The sequence below is a fragment of the Streptomyces sp. NRRL F-5630 genome (assembly GCF_000719475.1).
Taxonomy (GTDB): domain Bacteria; phylum Actinomycetota; class Actinomycetes; order Streptomycetales; family Streptomycetaceae; genus Streptomyces.
Window position 1 is genome coordinate 24,253 of record NZ_JOGO01000034.1, and the last position, 21,095, is coordinate 45,347.

At 72.9% G+C, this 21,095-nt stretch carries 19 protein-coding genes and 1 pseudogene; 4 read left to right on the forward strand and 16 right to left on the reverse strand.

Going from position 1 to position 21,095, the window contains the following annotated elements:
- From IF99_RS0117155 to IF99_RS0117185, 7 genes are read right to left on the reverse strand one after another with little or no spacing between them, the layout of a single operon-like run.
- Positions 1 to 1,701, reverse strand: a complete 1,701-nt coding sequence (locus IF99_RS0117155; protein ID WP_030997389.1) for a carbamoyltransferase — start codon at positions 1,699 to 1,701, stop codon at positions 1 to 3.
- 17 nt (positions 1,702 to 1,718) lie between these two features.
- The gene (locus IF99_RS0117160) at positions 1,719 to 2,522 is read right to left on the reverse strand and encodes a radical SAM protein (protein ID WP_030997391.1); all 804 of its coding nucleotides are present in this window, start codon (positions 2,520 to 2,522) and stop codon (positions 1,719 to 1,721) included.
- Positions 2,474 to 3,688 (reverse strand): hypothetical protein, encoded by a 1,215-nt coding sequence (locus IF99_RS0117165; protein WP_030997392.1) that lies wholly within the window; start codon positions 3,686 to 3,688, stop codon positions 2,474 to 2,476. Before IF99_RS0117165 ends, IF99_RS0117160 begins: the two co-directional genes overlap by 49 nt.
- A complete protein-coding gene (locus IF99_RS0117170) occupies positions 3,685 to 4,788 on the reverse strand; it encodes a radical SAM protein (protein ID WP_030997393.1) in 1,104 nt (367 codons plus the stop codon). The genes IF99_RS0117165 and IF99_RS0117170 overlap by 4 nt, the downstream gene beginning before the upstream one ends.
- 3 nt (positions 4,789 to 4,791) lie before the next feature.
- The gene (locus IF99_RS0117175; protein WP_030997394.1) at positions 4,792 to 5,799 is read right to left on the reverse strand and encodes a D-2-hydroxyacid dehydrogenase; all 1,008 of its coding nucleotides are present in this window, start codon (positions 5,797 to 5,799) and stop codon (positions 4,792 to 4,794) included.
- Positions 5,766 to 7,067 carry a glycosyltransferase family 4 protein gene (locus IF99_RS0117180; protein ID WP_051703538.1) on the reverse strand — a complete coding sequence of 434 codons (1,302 nt, stop codon included), beginning with the start codon at positions 7,065 to 7,067 and terminating at the stop codon, positions 5,766 to 5,768. The genes IF99_RS0117175 and IF99_RS0117180 overlap by 34 nt, the downstream gene beginning before the upstream one ends.
- Complete coding sequence (locus tag IF99_RS0117185; protein WP_234340725.1) at positions 7,067 to 7,570, reverse strand: ATP-binding protein; 504 nt, start codon at positions 7,568 to 7,570, stop codon at positions 7,067 to 7,069. Before IF99_RS0117185 ends, IF99_RS0117180 begins: the two co-directional genes overlap by 1 nt.
- Before the next feature lie 203 nt (positions 7,571 to 7,773).
- Here IF99_RS0117185 and IF99_RS0117195 point away from each other — a divergent pair, with 203 nt between their 5' ends.
- On the forward strand, positions 7,774 to 9,216 hold the full coding sequence (locus IF99_RS0117195) for a carph-isopro domain-containing protein (RefSeq protein WP_030997397.1): 1,443 nt from the start codon (positions 7,774 to 7,776) through the stop codon (positions 9,214 to 9,216).
- A gap of 9 nt (positions 9,217 to 9,225) precedes the next feature.
- Complete coding sequence (locus tag IF99_RS0117200) at positions 9,226 to 10,188, forward strand: FAD-dependent oxidoreductase (protein WP_030997399.1); 963 nt, start codon at positions 9,226 to 9,228, stop codon at positions 10,186 to 10,188.
- Between the two features lie 92 nt (positions 10,189 to 10,280).
- On the opposite strand, the gene IF99_RS0117205 is transcribed toward IF99_RS0117200, so the two are convergent.
- From IF99_RS0117205 to IF99_RS0117240, 7 genes are all read right to left on the reverse strand, one after another.
- Positions 10,281 to 10,574 carry a hypothetical protein gene (locus tag IF99_RS0117205; RefSeq protein ID WP_030997400.1) on the reverse strand — a complete coding sequence of 98 codons (294 nt, stop codon included), beginning with the start codon at positions 10,572 to 10,574 and terminating at the stop codon, positions 10,281 to 10,283.
- Between the two features lie 421 nt (positions 10,575 to 10,995).
- Positions 10,996 to 12,678, reverse strand: coding sequence for a relaxase/mobilization nuclease domain-containing protein (locus IF99_RS0117210; RefSeq protein ID WP_030997401.1), 1,683 nt, complete (start codon positions 12,676 to 12,678; stop codon positions 10,996 to 10,998).
- Entirely contained in the window at positions 12,675 to 13,277 is a 603-nt protein-coding gene (locus IF99_RS0117215) for a MobC family plasmid mobilization relaxosome protein (RefSeq protein WP_324604382.1), read from the reverse strand. Before IF99_RS0117215 ends, IF99_RS0117210 begins: the two co-directional genes overlap by 4 nt.
- Before the next feature lie 18 nt (positions 13,278 to 13,295).
- Positions 13,296 to 14,510: a hypothetical protein gene (locus IF99_RS0117220; RefSeq protein WP_030997403.1), complete on the reverse strand. Its 1,215-nt coding sequence runs from the start codon at positions 14,508 to 14,510 to the stop codon at positions 13,296 to 13,298.
- Positions 14,507 to 15,193: a hypothetical protein gene (locus IF99_RS0117225; RefSeq protein WP_030997404.1), complete on the reverse strand. Its 687-nt coding sequence runs from the start codon at positions 15,191 to 15,193 to the stop codon at positions 14,507 to 14,509. Before IF99_RS0117225 ends, IF99_RS0117220 begins: the two co-directional genes overlap by 4 nt.
- An 8-nt stretch (positions 15,194 to 15,201) precedes the next feature.
- Entirely contained in the window at positions 15,202 to 15,999 is a 798-nt protein-coding gene (locus IF99_RS0117230; RefSeq protein ID WP_030997405.1) for a helix-turn-helix domain-containing protein, read from the reverse strand.
- Between the two features lie 730 nt (positions 16,000 to 16,729).
- A complete protein-coding gene (locus IF99_RS0117240; RefSeq protein ID WP_030997407.1) occupies positions 16,730 to 18,178 on the reverse strand; it encodes a recombinase family protein in 1,449 nt (482 codons plus the stop codon).
- Between the two features lie 23 nt (positions 18,179 to 18,201).
- Between IF99_RS0117240 and IF99_RS0117245 the strand changes: the two are divergent.
- Positions 18,202 to 18,642: pseudogene (locus tag IF99_RS0117245) on the forward strand (aminotransferase class I/II-fold pyridoxal phosphate-dependent enzyme); the annotation flags it as partial.
- Between the two features lie 75 nt (positions 18,643 to 18,717).
- On the opposite strand, the gene IF99_RS34940 reads toward IF99_RS0117245, so the two are convergent.
- The gene (locus IF99_RS34940; RefSeq protein WP_234340726.1) at positions 18,718 to 18,855 is read right to left on the reverse strand and encodes a hypothetical protein; all 138 of its coding nucleotides are present in this window, start codon (positions 18,853 to 18,855) and stop codon (positions 18,718 to 18,720) included.
- A 209-nt stretch (positions 18,856 to 19,064) separates the two neighbouring features.
- The gene (locus tag IF99_RS30850) at positions 19,065 to 19,550 is read right to left on the reverse strand and encodes a hypothetical protein (RefSeq protein WP_037827081.1); all 486 of its coding nucleotides are present in this window, start codon (positions 19,548 to 19,550) and stop codon (positions 19,065 to 19,067) included.
- Positions 19,551 to 19,766: 216 nt separating this feature from the next.
- Between IF99_RS30850 and IF99_RS0117260 the strand changes: the two genes are divergently transcribed.
- The gene (locus tag IF99_RS0117260; protein WP_030997411.1) at positions 19,767 to 21,050 is read left to right on the forward strand and encodes a glycosyltransferase family 39 protein; all 1,284 of its coding nucleotides are present in this window, start codon (positions 19,767 to 19,769) and stop codon (positions 21,048 to 21,050) included.
- The last annotated feature ends 45 nt before the right edge of the window (positions 21,051 to 21,095 follow it).

The following is a 21,095-nucleotide window of genomic DNA, read 5'->3' on the forward strand; positions in this document are numbered from 1 at the left end:
TCACCTCGGCCGCGAAGCCGTGCCGCGCGGGTCCGGGACGTGGTCGGCGAGGAGCAGCGTGTCCCCCACCGCCAGGGCGTCGAGCCCCAGTTCCGTGCCCGCCGCCATCGCGTCCCCGGCGGTGCGCACGATCGGGGCGCCCTTGCGGTTGAAGGAGGTGTTGAGCAGGAGCGGGATGCCTGTGCGCTCGTGGAACGCTTCCAGGAGTTCGCGCAGGCCGACGTGGCCCGGGGCGACGGACTGGACGCGCGCCGTGCCGTCGTGGTGCGTGACGGCCGCGAGGCGATCGGCTCGGCAACGGCGTACGCGCGCGACCCGGTTCATGAAGGGGTCGCCCTCCGACATGAACCACTCCGGTACGTGCTCGGCGAGGACGGCCGGGGCGAAGGGGCGGTAGGCGGCCCGCTGCTTGATCGCGTTGAGCCGGTCCCTCATGGCGGCGCGGCCGGGGTTGGCGAGGATCGAGCGGTGGCCGAGGGCGCGCGGGCCGAATTCGAGACGCCCCCGCACCCACCCCACGATGCGGTGGTCGGCGAGCAGCGCGGCGACCGCAGAACTCAACTCCCCGACCGGTACGGCCCGGTAGCCCTTCGGTACGGGGATCGCGGCCGGGCCGCCCGGCTCCGGGCCCCAATCCGCGTCCACCGGTACCGGAAGCAGCTCCTGCCCGAACTGGTAGTGCCACCCGTACAGCGCCGCTCCCACCGCCGTGCCCGCGTCGTGCGGCGCGGGAGCGACGAACAGCGTGGCGAAGCCGCTGTCGAGGGCGAGGTGGCCGTTGAGGTGCGAGTTGAGCGCGCACCCGCCGGAGAAGACGAGCGCCGGGGCGCCCGTGAGCTGTCGGAGGTGGCGGGCCACGTGAACGACCGACTCCGCGAAGACTTCCTGCACGGCGGCGGCGAGGTCGGCGCGCTTGTGCTCCGGCTGATCCGAGGCGTTGCGAGCGGTCCAGGCGCGACCGTCCAGGAGCAGCGGGGTGTCGCGGTCCGCCGAGCCCCACGGGTGGGCGATGCGTACGTCCCCGTCGTCGCCGAGCCGTACGAGTTCGCGTAAGCGCTCCCCGTACCGCTGCGGGTCGCCGTACGCGGCCAGCGCCATCATGCTGCCCTCGGGCTCGTCGCCCGGCGGGATCACGCGCTGGGCGAGGTTCCGGTAGAAGTGGCCGAGCGAGGAGTGGACGCGGCGCGGGCCCGGGAGGATGGTCGGCATGGCCTGGTGCACGCGGTCGACGCGGTCGGGCCGCAGGTCGTATCCCGTAACACGCTCACGGCCAGGGCCGAAGTCCGAGCCGAGGGACGAGCCGCCCGCGTCGATGACGAGCCCTGCGGCGTGCTCGTGGCCGGAGAGCAGGTAGCCGGAGAGGACGTGGGCGGTGTGGTGGGAGAGGAGGCGGAGGCGTTCGCCGAGCGGGGCGGGAAGGAGGGCGGCGAGTTCGTCGCGCTCCTCGGCCAGCCACCCGCCGGCCGCCGGGCTCGGGCGCATGGACGCGGCCCACACGGCGTCCACCTCTCCCGGCGCGAGACCGGCGGCCTCCAGGCACCACCGCAGGGCGCGCGCCGGGGCGGCGAGCGTGCCCTTGCGGACGGGGGGATGGTGCTTGATGCCGCTCCAGCGTTCTTCTTCGGCGGCGTGGAGGCGGCCGTCGACGACCAAGGCGGCGCTCGTGTCGTGGTGGAAGTTGAGTCCGAGGACTGCGGGCATGGGGGTGTTCCTCCGGTTCAGGTACGGGCGGGGAGCGCTGCGGCGCCGGAGTCGGTGTACTCGTGGCAGCGGAGGCAGAAGCGGTAGTGCTCGCCGCGCGGCGCGAAGACCTTCGCGGCGAAGTCCTCGTCCCAGACGCTGAACTCGCTGTCCTCCTTCGCCATGGCGTTGAAGCAGCGGTAGCAGGAACCGTCCATCTCGATCATGAGGTGCTGGTCGAGGTAGCGGTCGCAGAGCCCGCGCAGCTCGTTCGCGGGCTGGCCGACGTCGATGTGGTGCACGTGGTTCGTCACGTGGACGGCGCCGTACGTCGCGCACAGCCGCGCGAGCGCCGCGCACCGGGTCTCGCTGATGCCCTCCAGCACGCTGTTGACGACCACCGTCTTCCCGGCCTCGCGGAGACGGGGCACGACGGCGTGCACCTCGTCGTAGTTCCCGTGCTCGTCGTCGCAACCGATGAGGACCTGGTCGTACGCGCGGAGGGTGGCGGTCATGATCCGCTTGTTGCGGGCCAGAGTCAGGGCGTTCGTGCCCAGGACCATGACCTTGTCGGGCAGGCGGGTGCGGGCCGCGTCGCTGAGGGCGGGGAAGTCGCGGTGGACGGTCGGCTCGCCGCCGTTGATGTGCAACTGGCGGAAGGGGACGGTCTCCAGCCTGGTCAGGACGGTCGAGAACAGCTCCGGGGGCATGTTCTCGCCGTGGGCGCCGTCGGCGAAGATGCAGAAGTCGCAGGACCTGTTGCACTTCGTCGTGATCTTGATCTTCGCCGTCTTCAGGACGCGGGGCGGGTGCGTACGGGGGTGCGGGACGAGGGCGGGCATGGCACGGGGCTCCTTGTCGTGGCGGGCTGCTCGGGGGTGTGGCTGTCGGAGATCCGGCTCCCAGGGGGCTGGCCCTCGGGGGTGGGGCTCTCCGGGGCGTGGGTGAGGAAGTCCTGCACGGTCGCGCGCTCGCGGTGCCAGGTGGCGAGCGCCGCGCGGAGGGTGGCGGCGGTGGTCGGGCCGGTGGGGACGAGCGCCGCCATACGGGTGGCGAGCCGCTGGGCGGGGGTGGCCCCGTCCGCCGCGTACGCGGTCAAGATCCGTACGGCGGCGCTGAGTTCCTTCGCCTCGCGGCGGATCAGGTAGCCGGTCGCGACCCCGGGCGGCGGGTCGAGGTAGTAGAGCCAGCGGGCGACGCGGACCCGGAGCATTCCGGCGGTCATGGTCCAGTCGCTACGGGACGGTTCCGTGCCCGCGCCGATGCGGCGGTCCGCCGGGATACGGCGCAGGGCGGCTTCCAGTGCGACATGCGCCGTACGGAGGAGGTGGCGCGCGCCGCGCTCTGCGGCGTGGTGGAGGAAGAGTTCGGCGTATCCCTCCAGGCCCTCCGGGCGCCACTGCGTGAGCGCGGCCGTCTTGCCGGGGCAGCGGGTCCGCGTCGCGAGCGCGGAGGCGGCGAACCAGCACGGGGCGAGGTAGTGCCAGGCGACGCAGTGGCGGCGGTACGCGGTGAGGTCGCCGAGCACGTTGTCCGTGCTGTCCGCGGCGAGGCGGTACCGGCCGCCGAGCCGCGCGTGCAGGAGCGTGCAGTAGAACCGCTCGTCGGACGGGCCCCAAGGCGCCATTTGCGCGCGGGACTTCCAGCGCTGGAGTTCGCGGGCGTTGCCGCTGATCAGCGACCACGTAGCGAGTTCGGGCGCCGAGACGAAGCGGCCGTCCGCTTCCTCCAGCGTGAAGGCGAAACCGGGCGGGTGCTCCAGGAGGCGCCGGTTGTCTTCCGCCTGGCGGACCGTGGCAGCGTGCGCGGCGGCGAGGCGGTGGTTCCACTCCTCCCAGTCGTCCGGGGGCTCGGAAAGTAAGACGCGTATGTCCAGGTCGGAGTGCGGGTCCAGCAGGTCGGCGGGCTGCCACTTGTGCGTGAGCATCGCGGCGCCGACGCCGTGGGCGGCCAGCTCACCCGCGTACGCGTCCCCGAGCCGCTCGTAGCGGGACCGCTCGGCCGTCACCTGTCGCCTCCGGCGGTGCGTGCGCGCGACGGCGCCTTGGTCACGGTCGGGAGGAGCGGCAGCGTTACGGGGGCGCCCTCGGGCCGCTCCATCCGATCCCAGCGCAGGTCGTAGTCGACGTAGTGGAAGCCCTGCCAGGCGTCGTTGGCGTCGCGGTCGAGCATGGAGCGGAAGAGGTGCGCGAAGGCGTCGGCGAGCGTGCCCTCGGCGAGGTGGGGCTTCAGGGGGATGTCGCGGTTGTGGAGGATGCAGGGCCGGGCGACGCCGGTCGGGGTGATCTTGATGCGATTGGCGTCGGAGCAGGTGGCGCAACTGGAGTTGGAGATGAATCCGATCGAGCCCGCCCAGCCCTCGGGGCGGAGGTAGCGCCCGGGGCTGCGGACGCCGAGTTCGTCGCGGGGCACCTCGCCGGCGCCCGCGAACCACTCGTGCAGGCGGTCGCGCACCTCGGCCTCGGGGATGAACTCGGTGTCGAAGAGCGCCTGCGCGGGGCCGATGTTCTGGAGTTCGACGAGTCGGACGGCCACGGACAGCTCGCGGGCAAGCTCGGCCACCGCGAAGGCGTCGGCCACGTAGCTGCGCTGGAGCACGCAGTTGATCTTCACGCGGAGACCGAGAGCGAGGGCGGCGTCGAGGGTGCGCCGGGTGACGCGCGGATCGCCGCCGCCCATGATCGCGGCGGAGCTCGTGGGGTCGAGGCTGTGGAGGCTGAGGTTGAGGTACGTCAGTCCGGCGTCGGCGAGCTTCTCGACGGTGAGGCCGCGGCGGAGGTTCCCGTGGCTGGTCATGCCGATCGCGGCGTCCGGGCCGAGCCCTGCGGCCAGGCCCGCGATCACGTCGAGGATGTCCGCCCGCAGGGTCGGCTCGCCGCCGGAGCAGTGCGCCTTCCGCACCCGCCACGCTCCGGCCTCCGTGGCGATGGCCGCGTAGTCGTCGGCGGTGAGGGGCCGGTCCTTGTGCCCGTAGTCCGGCATGCAACGGGGCTTGCAGAACACGCAGTCCAGGTTGCACAGCGAGTTCAGGGTGAGGGCGAGGTACGGGTGGTTGCGGCCGTTCGCCGCGAACGCGGCGGCGAGCGCGCGGTGTTGAGCGAGGGGCATCGGTCAGCCTCCAGTGCGGAGAGGGAGGGCGGCGGGAACCTCGGCGAGGCCGTCGAGCGGCCGTCCCGCGAGGTGGCGGTGCAGGTTGGCGGCGAAGAACGCGACCGCCTCGTTCATGTACGTACGGCTGAGCACGGAACTCTTCGGCGTGAGGACGACGCGGGGGTGCAGCCGGAGCGGGTGGTGGGCGGGGAGCGGTCTCGGGTCCGTGACGTCCAGAGCCGCGCCGCGCAGGTGGCCCGTGTCGAGGGCGTCCAGCAGGGCGAGTTGGTCGACCGTCGAGGCGCGGCCGAGGTTCAGGAAGAGGGCGCCGGGCTTGAAGGCCGCGAAGAGGCGGCGGTCGAAGTAGCGGTGGGTGGCGACCGTGGCGGGGAGGAGGTCGACGACCACGTCCGCGGCGGCGACCGCCGGGTGCGCGGCCGTCGTGATCCAGGGCTCGGCGCTCGTCGGCGGGGTCCTCCGTACGCCGATGACGCGCATCCCGAAGGAGCGCGCCGCGCGGGCGACGTGTCCGCCGACGCTGCCGCAGCCGACGATGGTCATCGTCGCCCCGGCCAAGTCGAAGAACTCCTCGGCCAGCTCGTCCTTCCACCAGACGCGGTTGCGTTGCACGCGCTGACTCGTGAACAGCCCGCGCGAGAAGCCGAGGACGAGCCCCATGGCGTGCTCGGCCATGGGCCGCCCGTGGAAGCCGTACGAACGGGACACGGCCACGCCGGCCGCGTGGGCCTCGGTGACGGGGAGGTGGTCGGTACCGGCGGCTGGGGAGGCGATCCAGCGCAGGTGAGGGGCGGCGGGCAGCCACGAGGGCGCGAAGCGCCACCCGAAGTAGACGTGGGTGTCAGTGAGATGACGCGGTACGTCGGCCTCGGTCGCCGTACGGAACTCGACGCCCGGGAAGGCGCCGGACAGCGCGCGCTCGTGCTCGGCGGACAGACGCCAGAAGGCGTGCGGGGACTCCAGGCAGGTCAGCACCTTCACCGGCGGACCTCGCTCGGCGCCAGAGCCCACGGTGCGAGCTTCGCAAGAAGGGAGGCGATGCCTTTTTCGTAGTCGTAGCGGGACCGGACGAGCGCCGCGCCGGTCGCGCGGAGGCGCTCGCGTTCTCGCGGGAGGACGGTCAGGGCGCGGTGGAGCGCAACGGCGAGCGACCGGGGGTTGCGCGGCGCGGCGGTGAAGCCGGTCTCGCCCTCGACGACCGTCTGGGCCAGCCCTCCGGCGGCGGTCGCCACCACCGGGGCCGCTCCCGCCGCGAACGCTTCCAAGGGGATGCGCCCGAAGGGTTCCTCGCGCGAGGGCACGACGACGGCGCGGAGCGCGGGGCTGTGCAGCCAGGCGCGGATCGCCGGGGAGAAACGTGTGAGCAGGGTCGCGTCGAGCCCGTACGCGTCGATACGGGATGCCAGGTCCTCCTGGTACGGGGTGAGACCTCGGCGCGCTTCGGAGGTCACGGCCGCGAGGAGCAGGTGCGGGGTACGGACTCCGCGTTCCTTGAGGAGGTGGAGTGCGTCGAGGAGGTCGTCGAAGCCCTTCGTGGGCACGGCGCGGCCCATGGCGAGGAGGAAGCCGGGGCGGGCTCGGAACGGCAGCGGGGGAAGCTCGCTGGGCCGGGCGAGCTCGCGCCGGATCAGCCCGTTCGGCAGAGCGACCACGGCGGCCGGTGGCACCTCGTACCGGCTCACGAGGTGACCGCGCATCGCGGCGGAGATGGCGCCGATCTTCCCGCCCCGGGAGGTCGCCGCCCGCAGCGCGGCACGTTCCCAGCGGATGCGGGTGATGTCCTCGGGGTGGGCGAGGACAGCGGTCGAACGCGGGACGAGCAGGAGATCCGCTCCGGGCGACGCTTCGAGGCCCAGGAGCGGGGTGTCGAGACCGACGACGAGGCAGCGGTCCGCGCGAGCGGCGATCCGCGCCGCCGCCTCGCTCGCCGACGCGCTCAACCGGATCGCGCCATGGAGCGAGTCGGGGTCCGTCCGATGCTCCTGGAGCGTGACGACCTCGGCGCCTGATTGCCGCATCATGCGCTGGACCTCGGCCGTCCATCGCCGGTCGTGGGCCATGTTCGGCTCGTCCGGCGTGATGACGGAGAGGCGGTCGGGGGGCAGCAGGCGGGTCAGCGCGGTGAGGAAGGCGCGGTTGCTGAAGCCGCTGCCGGAGGTCGTGCCGTGGAAGCCCTCGTGGAGGGCGACGACGACGCGGGGGGTTTCCGCTGGCGTGGGCGTCAGCCTCGCGGGGCCGGTGGGTGTGCGCCGCTGTTCGCCTCGGGTGGGGGTGGCCATCAGGAATCGCCGCCGCTCGTGAGGCGGCACCAGGCCCGGGTCGTCGCGGCGCCGGTCCGCAGGGACCACGCGTCGGCCAGAGCGGCGACGATCAGCAACCCGCGCCCCGACTCGTCGTCCTCACCGGGAACTGCCGGGATCACGGAACTCGTGCGGAGGCAGCCGCCGTCGGTGACCGTGATCTCGACCTCCAGCCCACCGGCGGCGGGCCTGGTGCGGTCCACGCACAGGACGAGGGGAGCCCGCCCCGACGCGAAGGCATCGGTCGCGAGTTCGGAGGTGATGAGGCGGGCGTCGTCGAGGAGTTCTCGTGCCGCGCCGTGCAGGGCGACCGTGACGGCTTCTCGGGCGATCTCGGCCGCCTCCGGGCCGTACGGGAGGTCCGTGAGGAGCGTGGTCGTGCCGATGGCGGCTTCGCGTGCGGTCGCGGATGCCGTCTGGCCGTCGTCGCGCTCCAGCACGCTGCCCTGTCCGCCCCGGACGGTCCTCGTGTGGGGTCCCAAGGCTCACCTCTTTCTCCGTGGGCTCTCCCCGGCGGGCTTTCGCCGGGGTCCAAGGAGACTGGAGGGGGAGCGGCCCCAGGGACCCGATCAACCGGTCAACTCGGTCAACTTCTCGGCGAAATAGGTGGATCGGCCGCGCATGGGCATCACGATGGTGAGGCGGGCCGACGACAGGCGCACCGCTCACGCGAAGGTGGTCGTGGATGGCACCACACACGGGGGAACCGAACGCCGCGCTGGCCGGGTGCCTCGACGAACTCGGCTGGAGCCCGAAGGCGCTCGCGCGCAAGCTCAACCGGGTGTTCGGCACGGGTACGGTGGCCGAGTCGGCGCCGTACCACTGGCGGGACGCGGGCGCGTTGCCCCGAAGTCCTCTGCCCGCGATGACCGCCTACGTCCTGGCCCAGGAGCTGGGCAGACCGGTGCCCGTCGCCGACCTGTGGCAGGGGCGCGCGGGCGACTCCTCCGCGCTCGTCCCCGCCGATACGGATCTCGCGAAGCCGTGGACCAGGAACGGCATGGAGGCGATCGTGGAGGACTGGGTACGAGGCGGGCTCGTCGATCGCCGCCGCTTCCTCGCGATCTCGGGCGCGGGCCTGCTGGCGATCGTCGCCCAGTACCTTGACGGGACGGCCGGCCGGGGAAGCTATCCGCCCGGCAGCGCGCTGACCGGCACCGATCCGCTCATCGAGCAGGTCGAGCACCACCTCCCCATGCTGTCGGCACTGGACGACGAACACGGCGGCGCACGCCATCTCCCCTACGTAGGAGCCCAGTTCCGCGCGATCGGTCTGCTCATCCATGACGGAGGGCACTCCCCCGCCACCGCGACCCGTCTCGTCCGGGCACTCGCGGAGATCGGGCAGCTCGCCGGATGGATGGCCTTCGACGCCGCCGACCACGGCCTCGCCCAGCGCTACTTCGTCACCGCGCTCCGCGCCGCGCACCAGGTCAACGATCTGCCGCTGTCAGCGCACATCCTCGGCGACCTCTCCTTCCAGGCGGCGAGCCGGGGCCACCCGGCGGACGCCATCGCCCTCGGCGAGGCCGCCCGCCGCGCGAGCGAGGCCGCGCCGCCCGTCGTCCGCGCGTCCGTGCTGTCCCGGCTGGCGTACGCGTACGCCGTCGCCGGGCGGGACGACGACTTCGCACACGCCCGGGGGACGGCGGCCGAACTGATCGCCTCACGGAACGGCGGGCGGGAGGAGCCCCGCTGGATGTACTTCCTGACCCCCAACCACCTGGACTGCCAGGCCGGTTACGGGCTCGTGCAGATGGGCCGCGCCGAGCTGCGGTCGGAGAACGGGCGAAAAGGGCGGCGGCTTCTGGCACAGGGCACGGAGATGCTGCGCTCGGGGGCGTACGAGGTGCCCCGGGGCGATCCCAGTCAGCGCAGAGCCATGTTCGAGGGCGCATGGCTGGCTCTCGGGCACAGCGCGCACGGCGACTTGGAAACCGCCTGCGAGGTCGGACGCATCGTGGCCGACCGCCTGAACGTCGTGCGCTCGCCCCGCAGCGCGGCCCTGCTCCACCAGCTCGCGGCGGACCTGCGCCGAAGGCAGCGCAACGCCCACGTCCGTACGTTCCTCCCCGAGCTGGAGCACGCGCTCGCCGAGCACGCTCCGGCGGTGCCGCCCGGTCGTTAGGGTCGGTGCATGACCGGAGTTGAGCGGGTTGTCGTTGTCGGAGCGGGCGTCGCCGGGCTCACCACCGCGATCGTTCTCGCGGAGGCGGGACTGGCGGTGCACGTGGTGGCCGAGGAGATCCCGGGGGTCACGTCGCTGGCGGCGGGGGCGATGTGGGGGCCGTACCTGGTCGAGCCGAAGGCCAAGGTGGACGAGTGGAGCCGACGGTCGCTGGAGGTCTTCCGGGAGCTGGCGGGCGACCCGGCGACGGGCGTACGGCTCACGAGCGGTGTTGAGGCCTCGCGTACGGCGGAGGCTCCACCGGAGTGGGCGACGACGCTGCCCGACTACCGCCCGTGCGAGGCAGCTGAGCTGCCGCCGGGGTTCACGGCCGGATACCGGTTCACCGTCCCGCTGATCGACATGCCCGTCTACCTGGGGTACTTGCTGCGCCGGCTGGAGGCGGCCGGAGGGACGGTCGAGCAGCGGCGCGTGACCTCGCTCGCGGACGCGGGGTCGGCTGACGTGCTCGTGAACTGCTCGGGGATGGGAGCGCGGGAGCTGACCCCGGACGCTGATCTACGGCCGATTCGCGGTCAGCACGTCGTGGTCGAGAACCCGGGCCTGACGGAGTTCTTCTCGGAGGACACGGGAACCTCGTCGGAGCTGCTGTGCTTCTACCCGCACGGGCAGACGGTCGTGTTGGGCGGTACGGCGGTCGAGGGCGAAGTCGGCCTCGCGCGGGACGACGAGGCGGCGGCCGGGATTCTGGCCCGGTGCGCGGAGGTCGAGCCGCGACTGGCCGGGGCGCGAGTTCTGGAGCACCGGGTGGGAGCCCGGCCGACCTGCGCCGTTGTGCGGGTCGAGGAGGAGTCGGCGGTGAGCGGGGCGCGGGTCGTGCACAACTACGGGCACGGGGGTGCGGGGGTGACGTTGTCGTGGGGGTGCGCGGGGGAGGTTGTGAGGGTGCTGGGAGAGAAGAGGTCAGCCTGAACAGACGCGTATGCCGAGAGAAGTCGCTGCTTTCGGGGGAGCTTCCGGCGCGGGACGACCTGTGCGATGCAAACACGCGCGTCGCTGTCGGGCTACTGGTCGGCGCGCTGATTGAGCCAGGACTTCTCCAGCGCCGACAACGGCGGTGGAGGCGTGGGACCGGTGTCGTTGTAGACCCCGATGGGGTCTTCCGGATCGGACCACGAGCCAACCGCCCAGAGCCGGTAGACGTGTTCACCCCCTCCCGGCAGCGGTACCGCGATGACGTCGGGAGCGGGCGGGCCCGGGATGCACCGGCCCACGTCCTCTGCGTACGGCCCGCCCTCGAAGACCGCGTGCATCCAGCCCTGCGGCGGCCTCCCGGTCACATCGAAGATGTCCTCCACGCCTCCCCCTCCTCAGGTGCCGAGATCCTAGGAGGTCGGGAGCCACTCGTCCCGACCGGTTCCGCTCACGAACATCGACAGTGGATGTGCACTCGTCTCGACAACGCTCCGGAACGCCGCTTCACGACAGAGCCCCGGTCCGCCGCCAGTTGAGGGAGGTCGCGTCGCCGGGGTCTGCGCACGGGGCTTACCGGCACTGGCTTGCACTAAGTAGCGGGAAGGGTCCCTGCCTGAACTTGCCGATCTGTGGGACGAGGCTCTGGACGGGCCGAAGTGGGACCCGGGCATCGTTGTCTGGGACTGTCCTTGATCCCCCGATCCCGCCGTGTGGAGAAGCCCCCTATTCGACCGGAGCAGGACCTTACAACTACCGATCAAGGAAGCTGCCCCAGCCGTCTCGTGAGGCAGGCCATGAAGCGGCTCAGCGATGCCGTGCGCGGCTGCTCGGGGGCACGGTGCCCGGGGCGCGCTCCGGCGCGGCGGAGCGGGCTGGCGCCTGGGGCCTGTCGGCGGGCAGGGCGGCCAACTGCCGCATGCGCCACACCAGGACATCGCTGACGTCCTCGGCCGAGTCCAGCTCGCGTCGCGCCGCCGCCTTGCGGAGCAGGGCGCGCGGGTCGCCGCCCGCGCGTCGTACCTCGTCGAGGGTCGCCGCAAGCGCGGGCCAGCCCGGCTCAGCGAGGATGCGGTCGGCGAGTTCGGGGAGGGCGTTGTGGAGGGTGGCGGCGTGGTGGCGGCGCTGGGTGGGGGCGAGCGCCGTGCCGTGCTTGTGGAGGCGGGCCAGCGGGGCCACGGCGGCCGTTTGATAGGCGGCGCGCAGGTGCTCAGCGGCCCGGTGGGCCGCTTCGGCTTGCTGCTCGTGGTGCTTGGTCGCGTGCCAGCGGGCTGCGGCGGTGACCAGGAAGACGAGCATGTCCAGCGCCATCGCCGTGGCGGCTCCCTCCTCGCCCCGGCCGAAGGCCGGCCCGCTGTGGACGAGGTCGCGGGCCGCTCGGCGCAGGGCCTGGCTGTGGCCGTGGGCGGCGCGGATGTGGGAGCGGGAGGCGCGTTCGTAGGCGGTCGCGGCGGCGCGTAGTTCCTGGCGGGTGTGCGCGGCGGAGGTCTGGGCGAGGGCGTCCAGGACTTCTCCGGTGGCGGCGACGTGCGCGGCGACGATGGTGTCCTCTCCGTGGTCGAGGACGAGGAGCGCTTCCCAGGCGGCGGTCATGGTGCGGCGGCGTGCGAGCGCGGGGGCGTTGGTCTCGGGGAGGTCCGTCCGCCGGGTACTCTCCGGCGCGGCCCAGCGGGCGCGGATGCGCGGGAGGGAGAGGTCGGGGGCGAGCTTGGAGCCGGAGTACCAGACGGGTTCGTTCTTGCCGTTGCGGTCGCCGGGCTGGGCGACGGTGTAGCCGATGACGTCGCCCGAGGGTGCGACGCGTGTGCGGACGCGCAGGCCGGCCTCGGAGAGGCGGCGGAAGAACTCCGAGTCGCTGGACGCGCCCGCGACGGCGCTCCGGACGGCTTGGCGGAGCTCTTCGCGGGGTGTGCGGTCACGGTTCCTGCGGGCGGCTTTGTGCTGTTCGGCGGGGGTGGGGCGCTTCGCGGCGGTGCCGTCGCCCGTCTTCACGCGGCGGAGCCCGTAGTCCTTCTCGATGGCGCGGCACTCGGTCTGCGCGCGCTTGGCGGAGAGGTGGTGGCGGGGGCGGCGGCCGTCCTCGCGTACGAGGGTCGCGACGAGGTGGATGTGGTCGTCGGCGTGGCGGACGGCTGCCCAGCGGCAGCCCGCCCCGTCGCCGGGGTCGACACCGGTGGCGGCGACGACGCGGCGCGCGATGTCGGCCCACTCGGCGTCCGTGAGGGTCCGGTCCTCGGGGGCGGCGCGTACGGAGGCGTGCCAGACGTGGCCGGCGGGGCGGGCGTCGGTGGGCAGGAGGTGCAGCGGCTCGTCGAGGAGGCGGGCGAGGTCGGCGCGGGTGGTGCCCGGATCGCGGCCGGGGTCGGGGGCCTGGTGGTCGAAGGAGGCGACGAGGTGCGGGTCGGTGTGCTCCTCGCGGCGGCCCGGCCCGTAGAGGTAGGCGAGGAGGCGGGCTGTGTCGCGCCCTTGCTTGTGGAGGGACGGGATCATCGGGCCGGCCCGCCCGCGTCCGGACCGGTCATGCGGGCGGTCAGCCGCCGTATCCCCTCGGCGGCCTGGCGGACGGCGGTGAGGGTGGCCTCAACGCCGTCCGGGTAGACGCCGCTGTTCAGGGCGTGGGCGACCTGGTTGAGGTTGTTGCCGATGTGGCCGAGCTGGCGTTGCAGGCTGAAGAGTGCGGTCAGGGTGTCGCGTCGGTCGGCGATGGCGGCGGCGGTGCGGTCGAGGTCGCTGGCGGCGGCGAGGCCGCTGTGCGCGAGGAATCCGGCCACGCTCATTCCGACCGTGTCTGCCGCCGTGCTGACGGCGGCGAGTTCGGACTCGCTGAGGCGGACGCTGTGCGCGCGGCGCTGCTCGCGCTCGCGGATACGGGCCTTGGCCCGGCGCCCTCCCTGCCGCGAACCGCCCCCGATCGCCGCCTCCCGTGCCCCCTGGCGCGGGAGCGGGCCCGCCACCCCTGGGGCGGGCTCTGGTTCGGACGCGCCCCCGACGGGGGAGTGTCCGAACCTACAACTTGCTCCGCCTGAACGGTCGGTGGACGACTGAGGCTGCTGGGGCGGTACGGAGGTGTCGCGGTGCTGCTGGTGCATGGCTCTCCTTCGACGGGTTCAGTCGGTGGGGCGGTTCAGTTCGGCCTTGAGCTCGCGAACGATCCCGCCCGCGTGGTCGCTGGCGACGCTGTATCCGGCCCGTCGCACGGCCTTCTCCAGGAGGTCGCGGGACAGGCGGCCCCGCGCGGCGTGGATCTCGCGCGCGACGCGGCGCAGGTGGTCGTCGGAGGCGCGGGGCTTGCGGCCCGGGGACTGGTGAGGCTCGGGAGCCGTACCGGTGGCGGGCGGAAGGGTCCCGCCGTGCCCGCCCGGCCTGTCCGGGCGGGCGGTGTCGTCGGGCCGGGCTGTTTCCGGGCAGGCGACGGGCTGAAAGGGCGCTCCGCCCGGGTGCTCCCGAGGTCCTTCCGCTGCCCGCCCGGCAGTACTCATCTGGGTGGCGACGGGCCGCCCGCCCGTCCCCGCCCAACGCGCGGGCAGGTCGATGGTCGCCAGGTCAGCGGCCTGACGGCGGGTCGCGAGCTGCCGGAGGAACTGTCCGTCGCGGGTGGGATCGGCGTCGATCCCGGAGCGGGCGAGTGCCCGCGACAAGCGGCGGATCACGCGCCGCCCGGACCGCCTCGCCCGCCGCCCGGACGGCATCTCCGCGAGGCGGGCGGCCAGGGCGACGGCCCGCCGCGCCGCCCGGTCCCGGGCGATCTGCTCGGCTCCCCGGTCCTGCTCGACGATCCCCAGCCGGGCCAGCAGCCGCTCACGCCCCTGCCGTACGAGCACCGCGCCCAGCCCGCGCGACGCGGCGTCGGGCGTACGGTGCCGGAGCTCGATGCCCATCGCCGAGTGCCAGAGCACGGCGGCCATCACGGGTCCGACGAAGGCCCGCACCGTTCCCCCGACAGGCCCGGACTCGGCGTACGCGGGAAGGGTCTGCACGGCGGTGATCACCCACACCAGGACCCCGGGCAGCCCGGCCGCCCGCCTCGGCCCGTGCAGGTTCTGCCGCGCCAGCAGCGCCATCGCGAAGAGCGCGAGCTCGGCGGCACCGAACATCACCGTCCGCTCGGCACCGTCCCGTATGTCGAGGTGGTGCGCCGCGAACCGCCAGCTCGTGTCCGCGCTGTACGCGGTGCAGCACGCGGCGGCGAGCGCGGCGACCTTCACCGCGACCGTGCCGCGCCCGCCCGTACGGACTCGCCGGAGACGGCCGGCGGCGAGGAGGACGACCGCGACGAGCACTCCGCCGACCGCGAGCGGCGCGGTTCCGAGCGAGTTGGTCACGCCGCCTCCCGCTCGCCGCGCGCCACGGCGAGGTCGCGGCGCGTCGGGTGCGGGGTGGCCCGGCGCGCGTTGCCCCGCGCCCGCCCGTCCGGGCTGACCCGGCGGCTGCGGCAAGCCTCGCCCGCCCGCGCCCGGCACCACGGGCACGGGAAGCCGAGCGCGTCCGGGAGCCCCTCCCGTACGGCGGCCTCCCGCGCGGTACGGGCCGGGCGGTACGGAGCGAGCGCGGCCCGCGCCTCGGCCGGGATGCGGTACCCGACGGAGCCGAGACGAGCCGCGACGTCGCGATGCGGGCCCCCGCTCGTGAGCTGGCGATGCGACGCGGGGGCGGCCTCACCGGCCGCCACGGCCCGCCGTGCGAGGGCCAGTTCGGCCTGCCACGCGGCCGTGTCGTCGGGGTCGGCGGCCGGGGTCGGGTCGGTGTGCCGGTCGAGGCGGTCCCGGCGGTGCGCGCGCCAGGCGCGGGCGATGTCCACGGGCAGCGGCGGGTACGGTGAGGCGAGCACCTGCGCGCGTACCGTCTCGCGGACGTCCCAGCCCTGGCCGGTGGTGAAGGGTATGTCGTGCAGCAGCTCGTGCCACTGGGCGAGCTGGTCGCGGGTCTCGCCCGGGTCGGTGCGGATGGTGCGGGGGTCGAGGCGGCCGAGGTAGGCGAGGACTGCGGCGATCTCGTTGCGTTCCATGGTGGCGGTCACTCCGTTCCTGTCGGTTCGGCGAGGGCGTCGAGGAGGGCTTGCAGGTGGGCATCGGCTCGGGTCATGCCGGTGGCGGGCCGTGCGCCACCGAGGGCCGGGGTGGGCTGCGGTGGGGCGGGGGCGTGTTCGCGGGCGATCCACGCGCGCCAGTCGGCAGCCCAGGCGGCGGCCGGGCGGGGCGTACTGGCCACCCGGTAGGCGCGCCATTTGTCGTCGGCGGCGCACAGCCCCGCCTCACCGAGGCGGACGAGGTGCCCGGCCCGGCGGGACCACTCCCGGGAGGCGGCGTCGGTCTCCCAATGGGCGGCGGGGATCGGGGCGTGACTGCTGCTGTACCTACCGTTCACCTTCGGTTCACTACGGTTCTGGGGGCCGGAAAACGCACCCCCAGCGGGCCGGAATCCGGTCCCCGAGGGGGCCGTTATCCGTGCCCCCGGGTCGCGACCCGGCCCCTCGACCGGTTCGTGTTCCGGGCCGGTGGAGGGCGGGGCCGATTCCCTGGACCCCGACGGCTGGTCGGGTCCGGTCGCGGCCAGCGGCAGGCGGTAGTACGTCTCGCCTCGCGGCCCCTTGCGCCCCGTGATCTGCTCCAGCTCACCGGCGGCGATGAGCTTCGCGAGGGCTTCGCGCACGGCCGTACGTGAGGCGTTGGCGCGCTTCATGAGGCTCGGCACGGACGCGTACGCGACGCACCGGCCGTCGCAGCAGCGGTCGGCGATCAGGGCGAGGACCAGGCGGGCGGTCCCCTTGCTGGTGCTGTGCTCCCACACCCACTCGCGGGCGTCGTGGCTCATCGGGGCGTCTCCTTCGGCAGGGCAGGCAGGCGCGGCGGCCCGCGTACGGGCTCGCGCGAAGATCAGAGGGTGGGGGCGGCATCGCCCAAGGGGTGGACGGCGGCTACGTATCCGCAGACCAGAGGGCTGTCAGCACCCGGCGTCCCGGGCCCGACACCAACACAGCCACACCCTCGCGCGAAGATCCACTACTACGCCGAGAAACCCCACAGCTCACGGCGAACAGGTCTCGGGGCCCGGCTGACGTGCCGCGATTCGGGACGTCGCCTCAGCACGCCCGTCTGCCGAATCCCCTTAGCAGCGGCCGGCCTTCACGGCGGAACGCTCGCAGGAGGCCACAGGAGATCCGAGGCGGCGTCACGCGGCGCGGACATAACCGGAGGCAGAGAGCAGGCTCGCCAGCCTCGCGGCGCTGCGCGGGCTGATCTCCGTCTCGAACCCGGCACACACGCGCTGGAGGGCGGCCTCCCTCTCGGAGACCGTCGGCGGGGAGTCGGCTGGATCGGTCGCCGCGTTGGAAAGGGCGGGAGAGGCTTCGTCAGGGCGACGGTACACAGGCATCCTCCGGACACGTGGGGTCATCCGCCCGCCGGTCCGCGCAGGCGACCCGACGGGCGTGTTGGGGGATCTATGTTCCGGAGAAACGCCGGTTTGGCTAAGCGGCGATCTTCGGCTATATTCCGCCGCGCATTTCCCGGTCGTCAGCCCCCTTCGTACCGCCCCGTTCCCGCTACAGCGGGTTCTGCTCGATGCTGATGCGGCCCCAGTCCATCTGCTGTCCGAACTTCTTCGGCTCGTCGATGACGACGCCGGAGAACAGGAACCGGAGCACCGCGTTGCGCCGCTCGTCCGTCATGTCGCCTGCCTCCCAAGCGGCCCGCGCGCCCTCGCCCGTGAGGCCGTCCAGGAGCACCATCGGGCGGACGACGACCTTCCGTTGAGCCTTGCCGATGCGGTCGGTGATCTCCTTGCGCATCGTGCGGTACTCCGCCGTCGAGATCTCCTTCGCGGTCCACATCTGATTCAGCTCGTCGAGCTGCCGCTGATCGCCCTCCAGGTCCTCCCTCACCTTCTCCGAGAGATTGCTGCTCGCGAGCCGTCCGTCCACCCTGAGCCTGCCCAGCAGCTCGACCGCCGCGTCCGTGACGAAGTGCTCCAGGGTCTCCGCCATCACCGAACGGGCGCACCTCTTCTCGTCATTGCGCCCGCGCCGATTGCACTGGTAGACGGGTCCAGGGCCCTTGGCCGTGCCCGACATCAGCGTCCCGCACCGTCCGCACATCACGAGGCCGCGCAGCAGGTAGTACCGCTGCGCGGGCTTGCCGCGCGCCTCACGGTGCACCGCGGAGCGGTACTCGCGCCGGGCCCGGACCTCCGCCCAGACACCCGCGTCGATGATCGCCGGCCAGGTCCCGGGGCCGATCTCCTCGCCCCGGTGCATGCGGATTCCGGCGACGTGCCGGGAGTCGAGCAGGGCTCGGATGGTGCCGCTGGTCCACGCCTTGCCGTTGGCCGTGCGAATGCCCCGGCGGTGCAGGTCCTTGGCGAGCGGCGCCGCGCCCTCGCCCTTCAGGTAGCGGTCGAAGACTTCCCGGACGATCTCGGCCTCGTCCTCGATGACGGTCATGCCGCCCTTGGCGTAGCCGAACCGCCGCACACCGCCCTGCGGCTTCCCCTCCCTGGCCCGGTCCTCCATCGCCGACTTCAACCGCCGCGAGGTGTCGTCCGAGGAGCGGCAGGCGTGCGCGACCTCGATACGGAGGATGAAGCGGTCGTCGGGATCGGCGAGGTCCCTCCGGTTGGCCTCGCCGTGGAGCGTGATGGCGTGGTCGTCGGACACCTGGAGCAGTTCCTCCAAGTCCCGAGGCTGCCTCATGAGCCGGTCGGGGTGGTAGGCGATGATGTGCCGGAAGCTCCGGTCCCGGGCGCCGTCGAGCAGTTGCTCCCACCCGGGCCGCTTCCGCTTCCGGCTCCACGCCGAACGGCTGTTGTCGACGAAGACGTGCCCCGGGTCGATCACGAGGCCGCGCCGCTCGGCGATCTCCCGGCAGATGCGCTCCTGCCGGTCCACTCCGGTCTGATCGTCATCGTCCACTCGGGATATGCGGCAGTAGACAGCCGCTGGCTCCCCGGCGACGTCGTGGCTGGTGGTGCCCCTGGCGGGCCTGGTACGCGACATGGGAATGAGTGTACGAACGAGGAGTCGGCTGGGTGACCGGTTCCGCCGCGCTCGTCACGGCCGTGCGCACCGTGAAGCAGTACCTGACCTTCGTCAGCGCGGGCCCCTTCCAGTACGCGGTCGCGGAGGCGCTCGCACTGCCCGACGCGTACTTCACGGCCTTCCGCGAGGACCTGCGCCGCAAGCGCGACCTGCTCTGCGAAGGGCTCGCCGAGGCCGGGTTCACGGTGCACCGCCCGCAGGGCACGTACTTCGTCACGACCGACATCACCCCGCTCGGACTCGGCGACGACGGCACGAAGTTCTGCCTCGCGCTCCCCGAGCGCTGCGGCGTCGTCGCCGTACCCAACGCCGTCTTCTACGACGACCCCGAAGCGGGCCGCCCCCTCATCCGCTTCGCGTTCTGCAAGCGGGAGGGTGTGCTGGAAGAGGCGGTGACGCGCCTCAAGCGATTGGCGGTCTGACAGGGGACGCGAAAGGAGTGCCGCCGGGTCGCTTCGGCGCCGGGACTGCTCAAGCCCCTCGAAGCGGCCACGGGATCACTCGGTGTCTTTCGGATGCCGCGGGGAGGCGTACACGAGGATCACAGTGGAAGTCTCCACGCTGACCAGGTAGCGCACCCGACCACCGCTGGTGACCTCGTACTCCCACTGCTCCAGGTCGGAGCCCTTCCACATTTTGGTGGCGTGCCTGCCGCGCAGCTGATGCTGGCGATTCCAGTGGGAACGGGACAGGGGGTCACTTCGGAGAGCGTCCAGGCAGCGACGCGCGCTCGGCAGGGCCACACGCCACAATTCCTCCCAGCCCGTCACCGCCTCTGTGGTCCCGAAGACGACGTTCCACCCGTTGAGGGGCGGAGCACTGACTCGGTCTCCTTTCTTCGGGCTCACCCACGCCCCTCGACCCGACCGATGTCATCACCATCGAGCGGACGCAGCGATTCCCTGAGCTGCTCGGGATCGGCATTGATGCGGGCCGTGGCGCGCCAGGAGACGATCGCGCGGTGCACGGCCTCTCCCGCCCCTAGTTCAGCGGCGTCCGACAGCGCTTCAAGAAGCTCGACAGTGAAGGCCCGAACCTCTTCCGCGTCCAGGTGTCGCGCCCAGGGGAACACCTCGGGCAGTGCGAGGAGGAGCGCCCGGGCACCGTCGTCCTGCTTCATCAGTGCGAGGAGGAGCCGCGAGGCAGTGGTCAGGCTCTCCTCCGCGCCCTCCGCGCGTACAGCCGTGGTAAGCACCATGTCCGGCGCGTCCCGGTGGGTGACCCGAAGCTGCCCCAGGGCAGCAGCTCTGGCCGCGACACCCTTGGGGTTGCGGGACAGATCGGTGAAGGAGACGGATTCCGTTTCTGCTTCCAGACGCACGGTAGACATAATCAGAGCTTACTCAGATCAGGATCTGATTTCGAGGGAAGCTGTCCGACCCTCGGTGCGCGCGCCTTGCCCTTCTGCAAGCGCGAGGAGGTGCTCCGCGAGGCGGTGATCCAGCTCAAGCGACTCGCGCAGTGAACCGCACTGCGCCACCCGTTCGGGGGGCTCAGGCGGTGAAAACGGCTTGTCAGGGCCGGGCGGTGGTTCGCCGCCTGCACAGTGCACCATGTGAGCGAACTCCTGGAACCCGGCGACGGGCGCATGGAACCGAAGGGCCCGGGCGGGGGCAGCGACCCGGGGGAAGGCGGACGTCTGCCCGGGGTGCGGGTACCGCGCCGGATCGGGGGCGGCGGCTCCGCGCTTCCCCCCTCGCTGCGCCGTGCCGCGCCCGCGCTCGTCTGGTTCCTCGCCATCCGGCTCACGGGCAGCCTCCTCGTCGTGCTCGCCTGCCTGCTCTTCGGCGACTCCCCGTACGAGCGGCTGCTGCGCCCCTGGGACGCGCAGTGGTACGAGCACATCGCCACGTACGGCTACGGCCTCGCCCGGCACGGCAGGCGACCGGGCCTGTACTACCGCGACCTCGCCTTCTTCCCGCTCTATCCCGGACTCGTCAGCGCGCTGCGCCTCGCCGTGCCCTTCTCCGTGCCCGTGGCCGTGCTTGGGCTCGTCGTCTCCTGGGGCTCCGCGCTGCTCGCCGCCTGGGGCGTCTACGCGGTCGTCGAGCGGCTGCGCGACCGCCGGACCGCGACCCTGCTCGTGCTGCTCTGGGCGCTGCTGCCGCAGGCGATGGTGCTCTCCGTCCCGTACAGCGAGTCGCTGCTCACCGCCTGCGCGGCCTGGGGACTGTGGGCGCTGCTCGACGGGCGGTGGGTGTGGGCGGGCACGTGCGCCGTGCTCGCCGGGCTCACGCGCCCGAACGGCATCGCCCTCGCCGCGGCCGTGATCCTCGCCGGGCTGTGGCTCGCCTGGACGACCCGTGCCCTCCCCCCGCCGCGCGTCCTCGTGGGCATGGCGCTCGCGCCGCTGGGCTGGGTGGGGTACGTGGTGTACGTGGGGTGGGAGCGGGGGGACGTGTTCGGCGGGTACTTCGCCGTGCAGCGCGACTGGGGCTCCACCTTCGACTTCGGGCTCGCGATGCTGCGCTACACCGACCACATCGAGATCGGCACGAACCGTCCGGAGCGGATCATCGCCGTCCTGCTCCTCTCGGGGGCGCTGCTGCTCTTCGCCGCGCTGCTCACCGAGCGGCGGCGCCCGCTGCCTGGGGCGCTGCTCGTGTACACGGGCGTGCTGCTCCTCATCGCGGTGGGCGGTTCCGCCTACTTCAGCTCCAAGCCGCGCTTCCTGCTGCCGGCCTTCCCGCTGCTCATCCCGCTCGCGGACCGCCTCGCGGCGGCGCTGACGGCCCGGCCGGGTCGCGCGCTACTCCTCCTCGCTTCCCTGGCCGGGCCCGCCCTGCTCTACGGGGCCTACCTCGTCGCTGGGGCGCCGATGGCCCTCTGACCGGGCCGACGGCTGTCACACGCCGTCGGGACGGTGACACGTCTA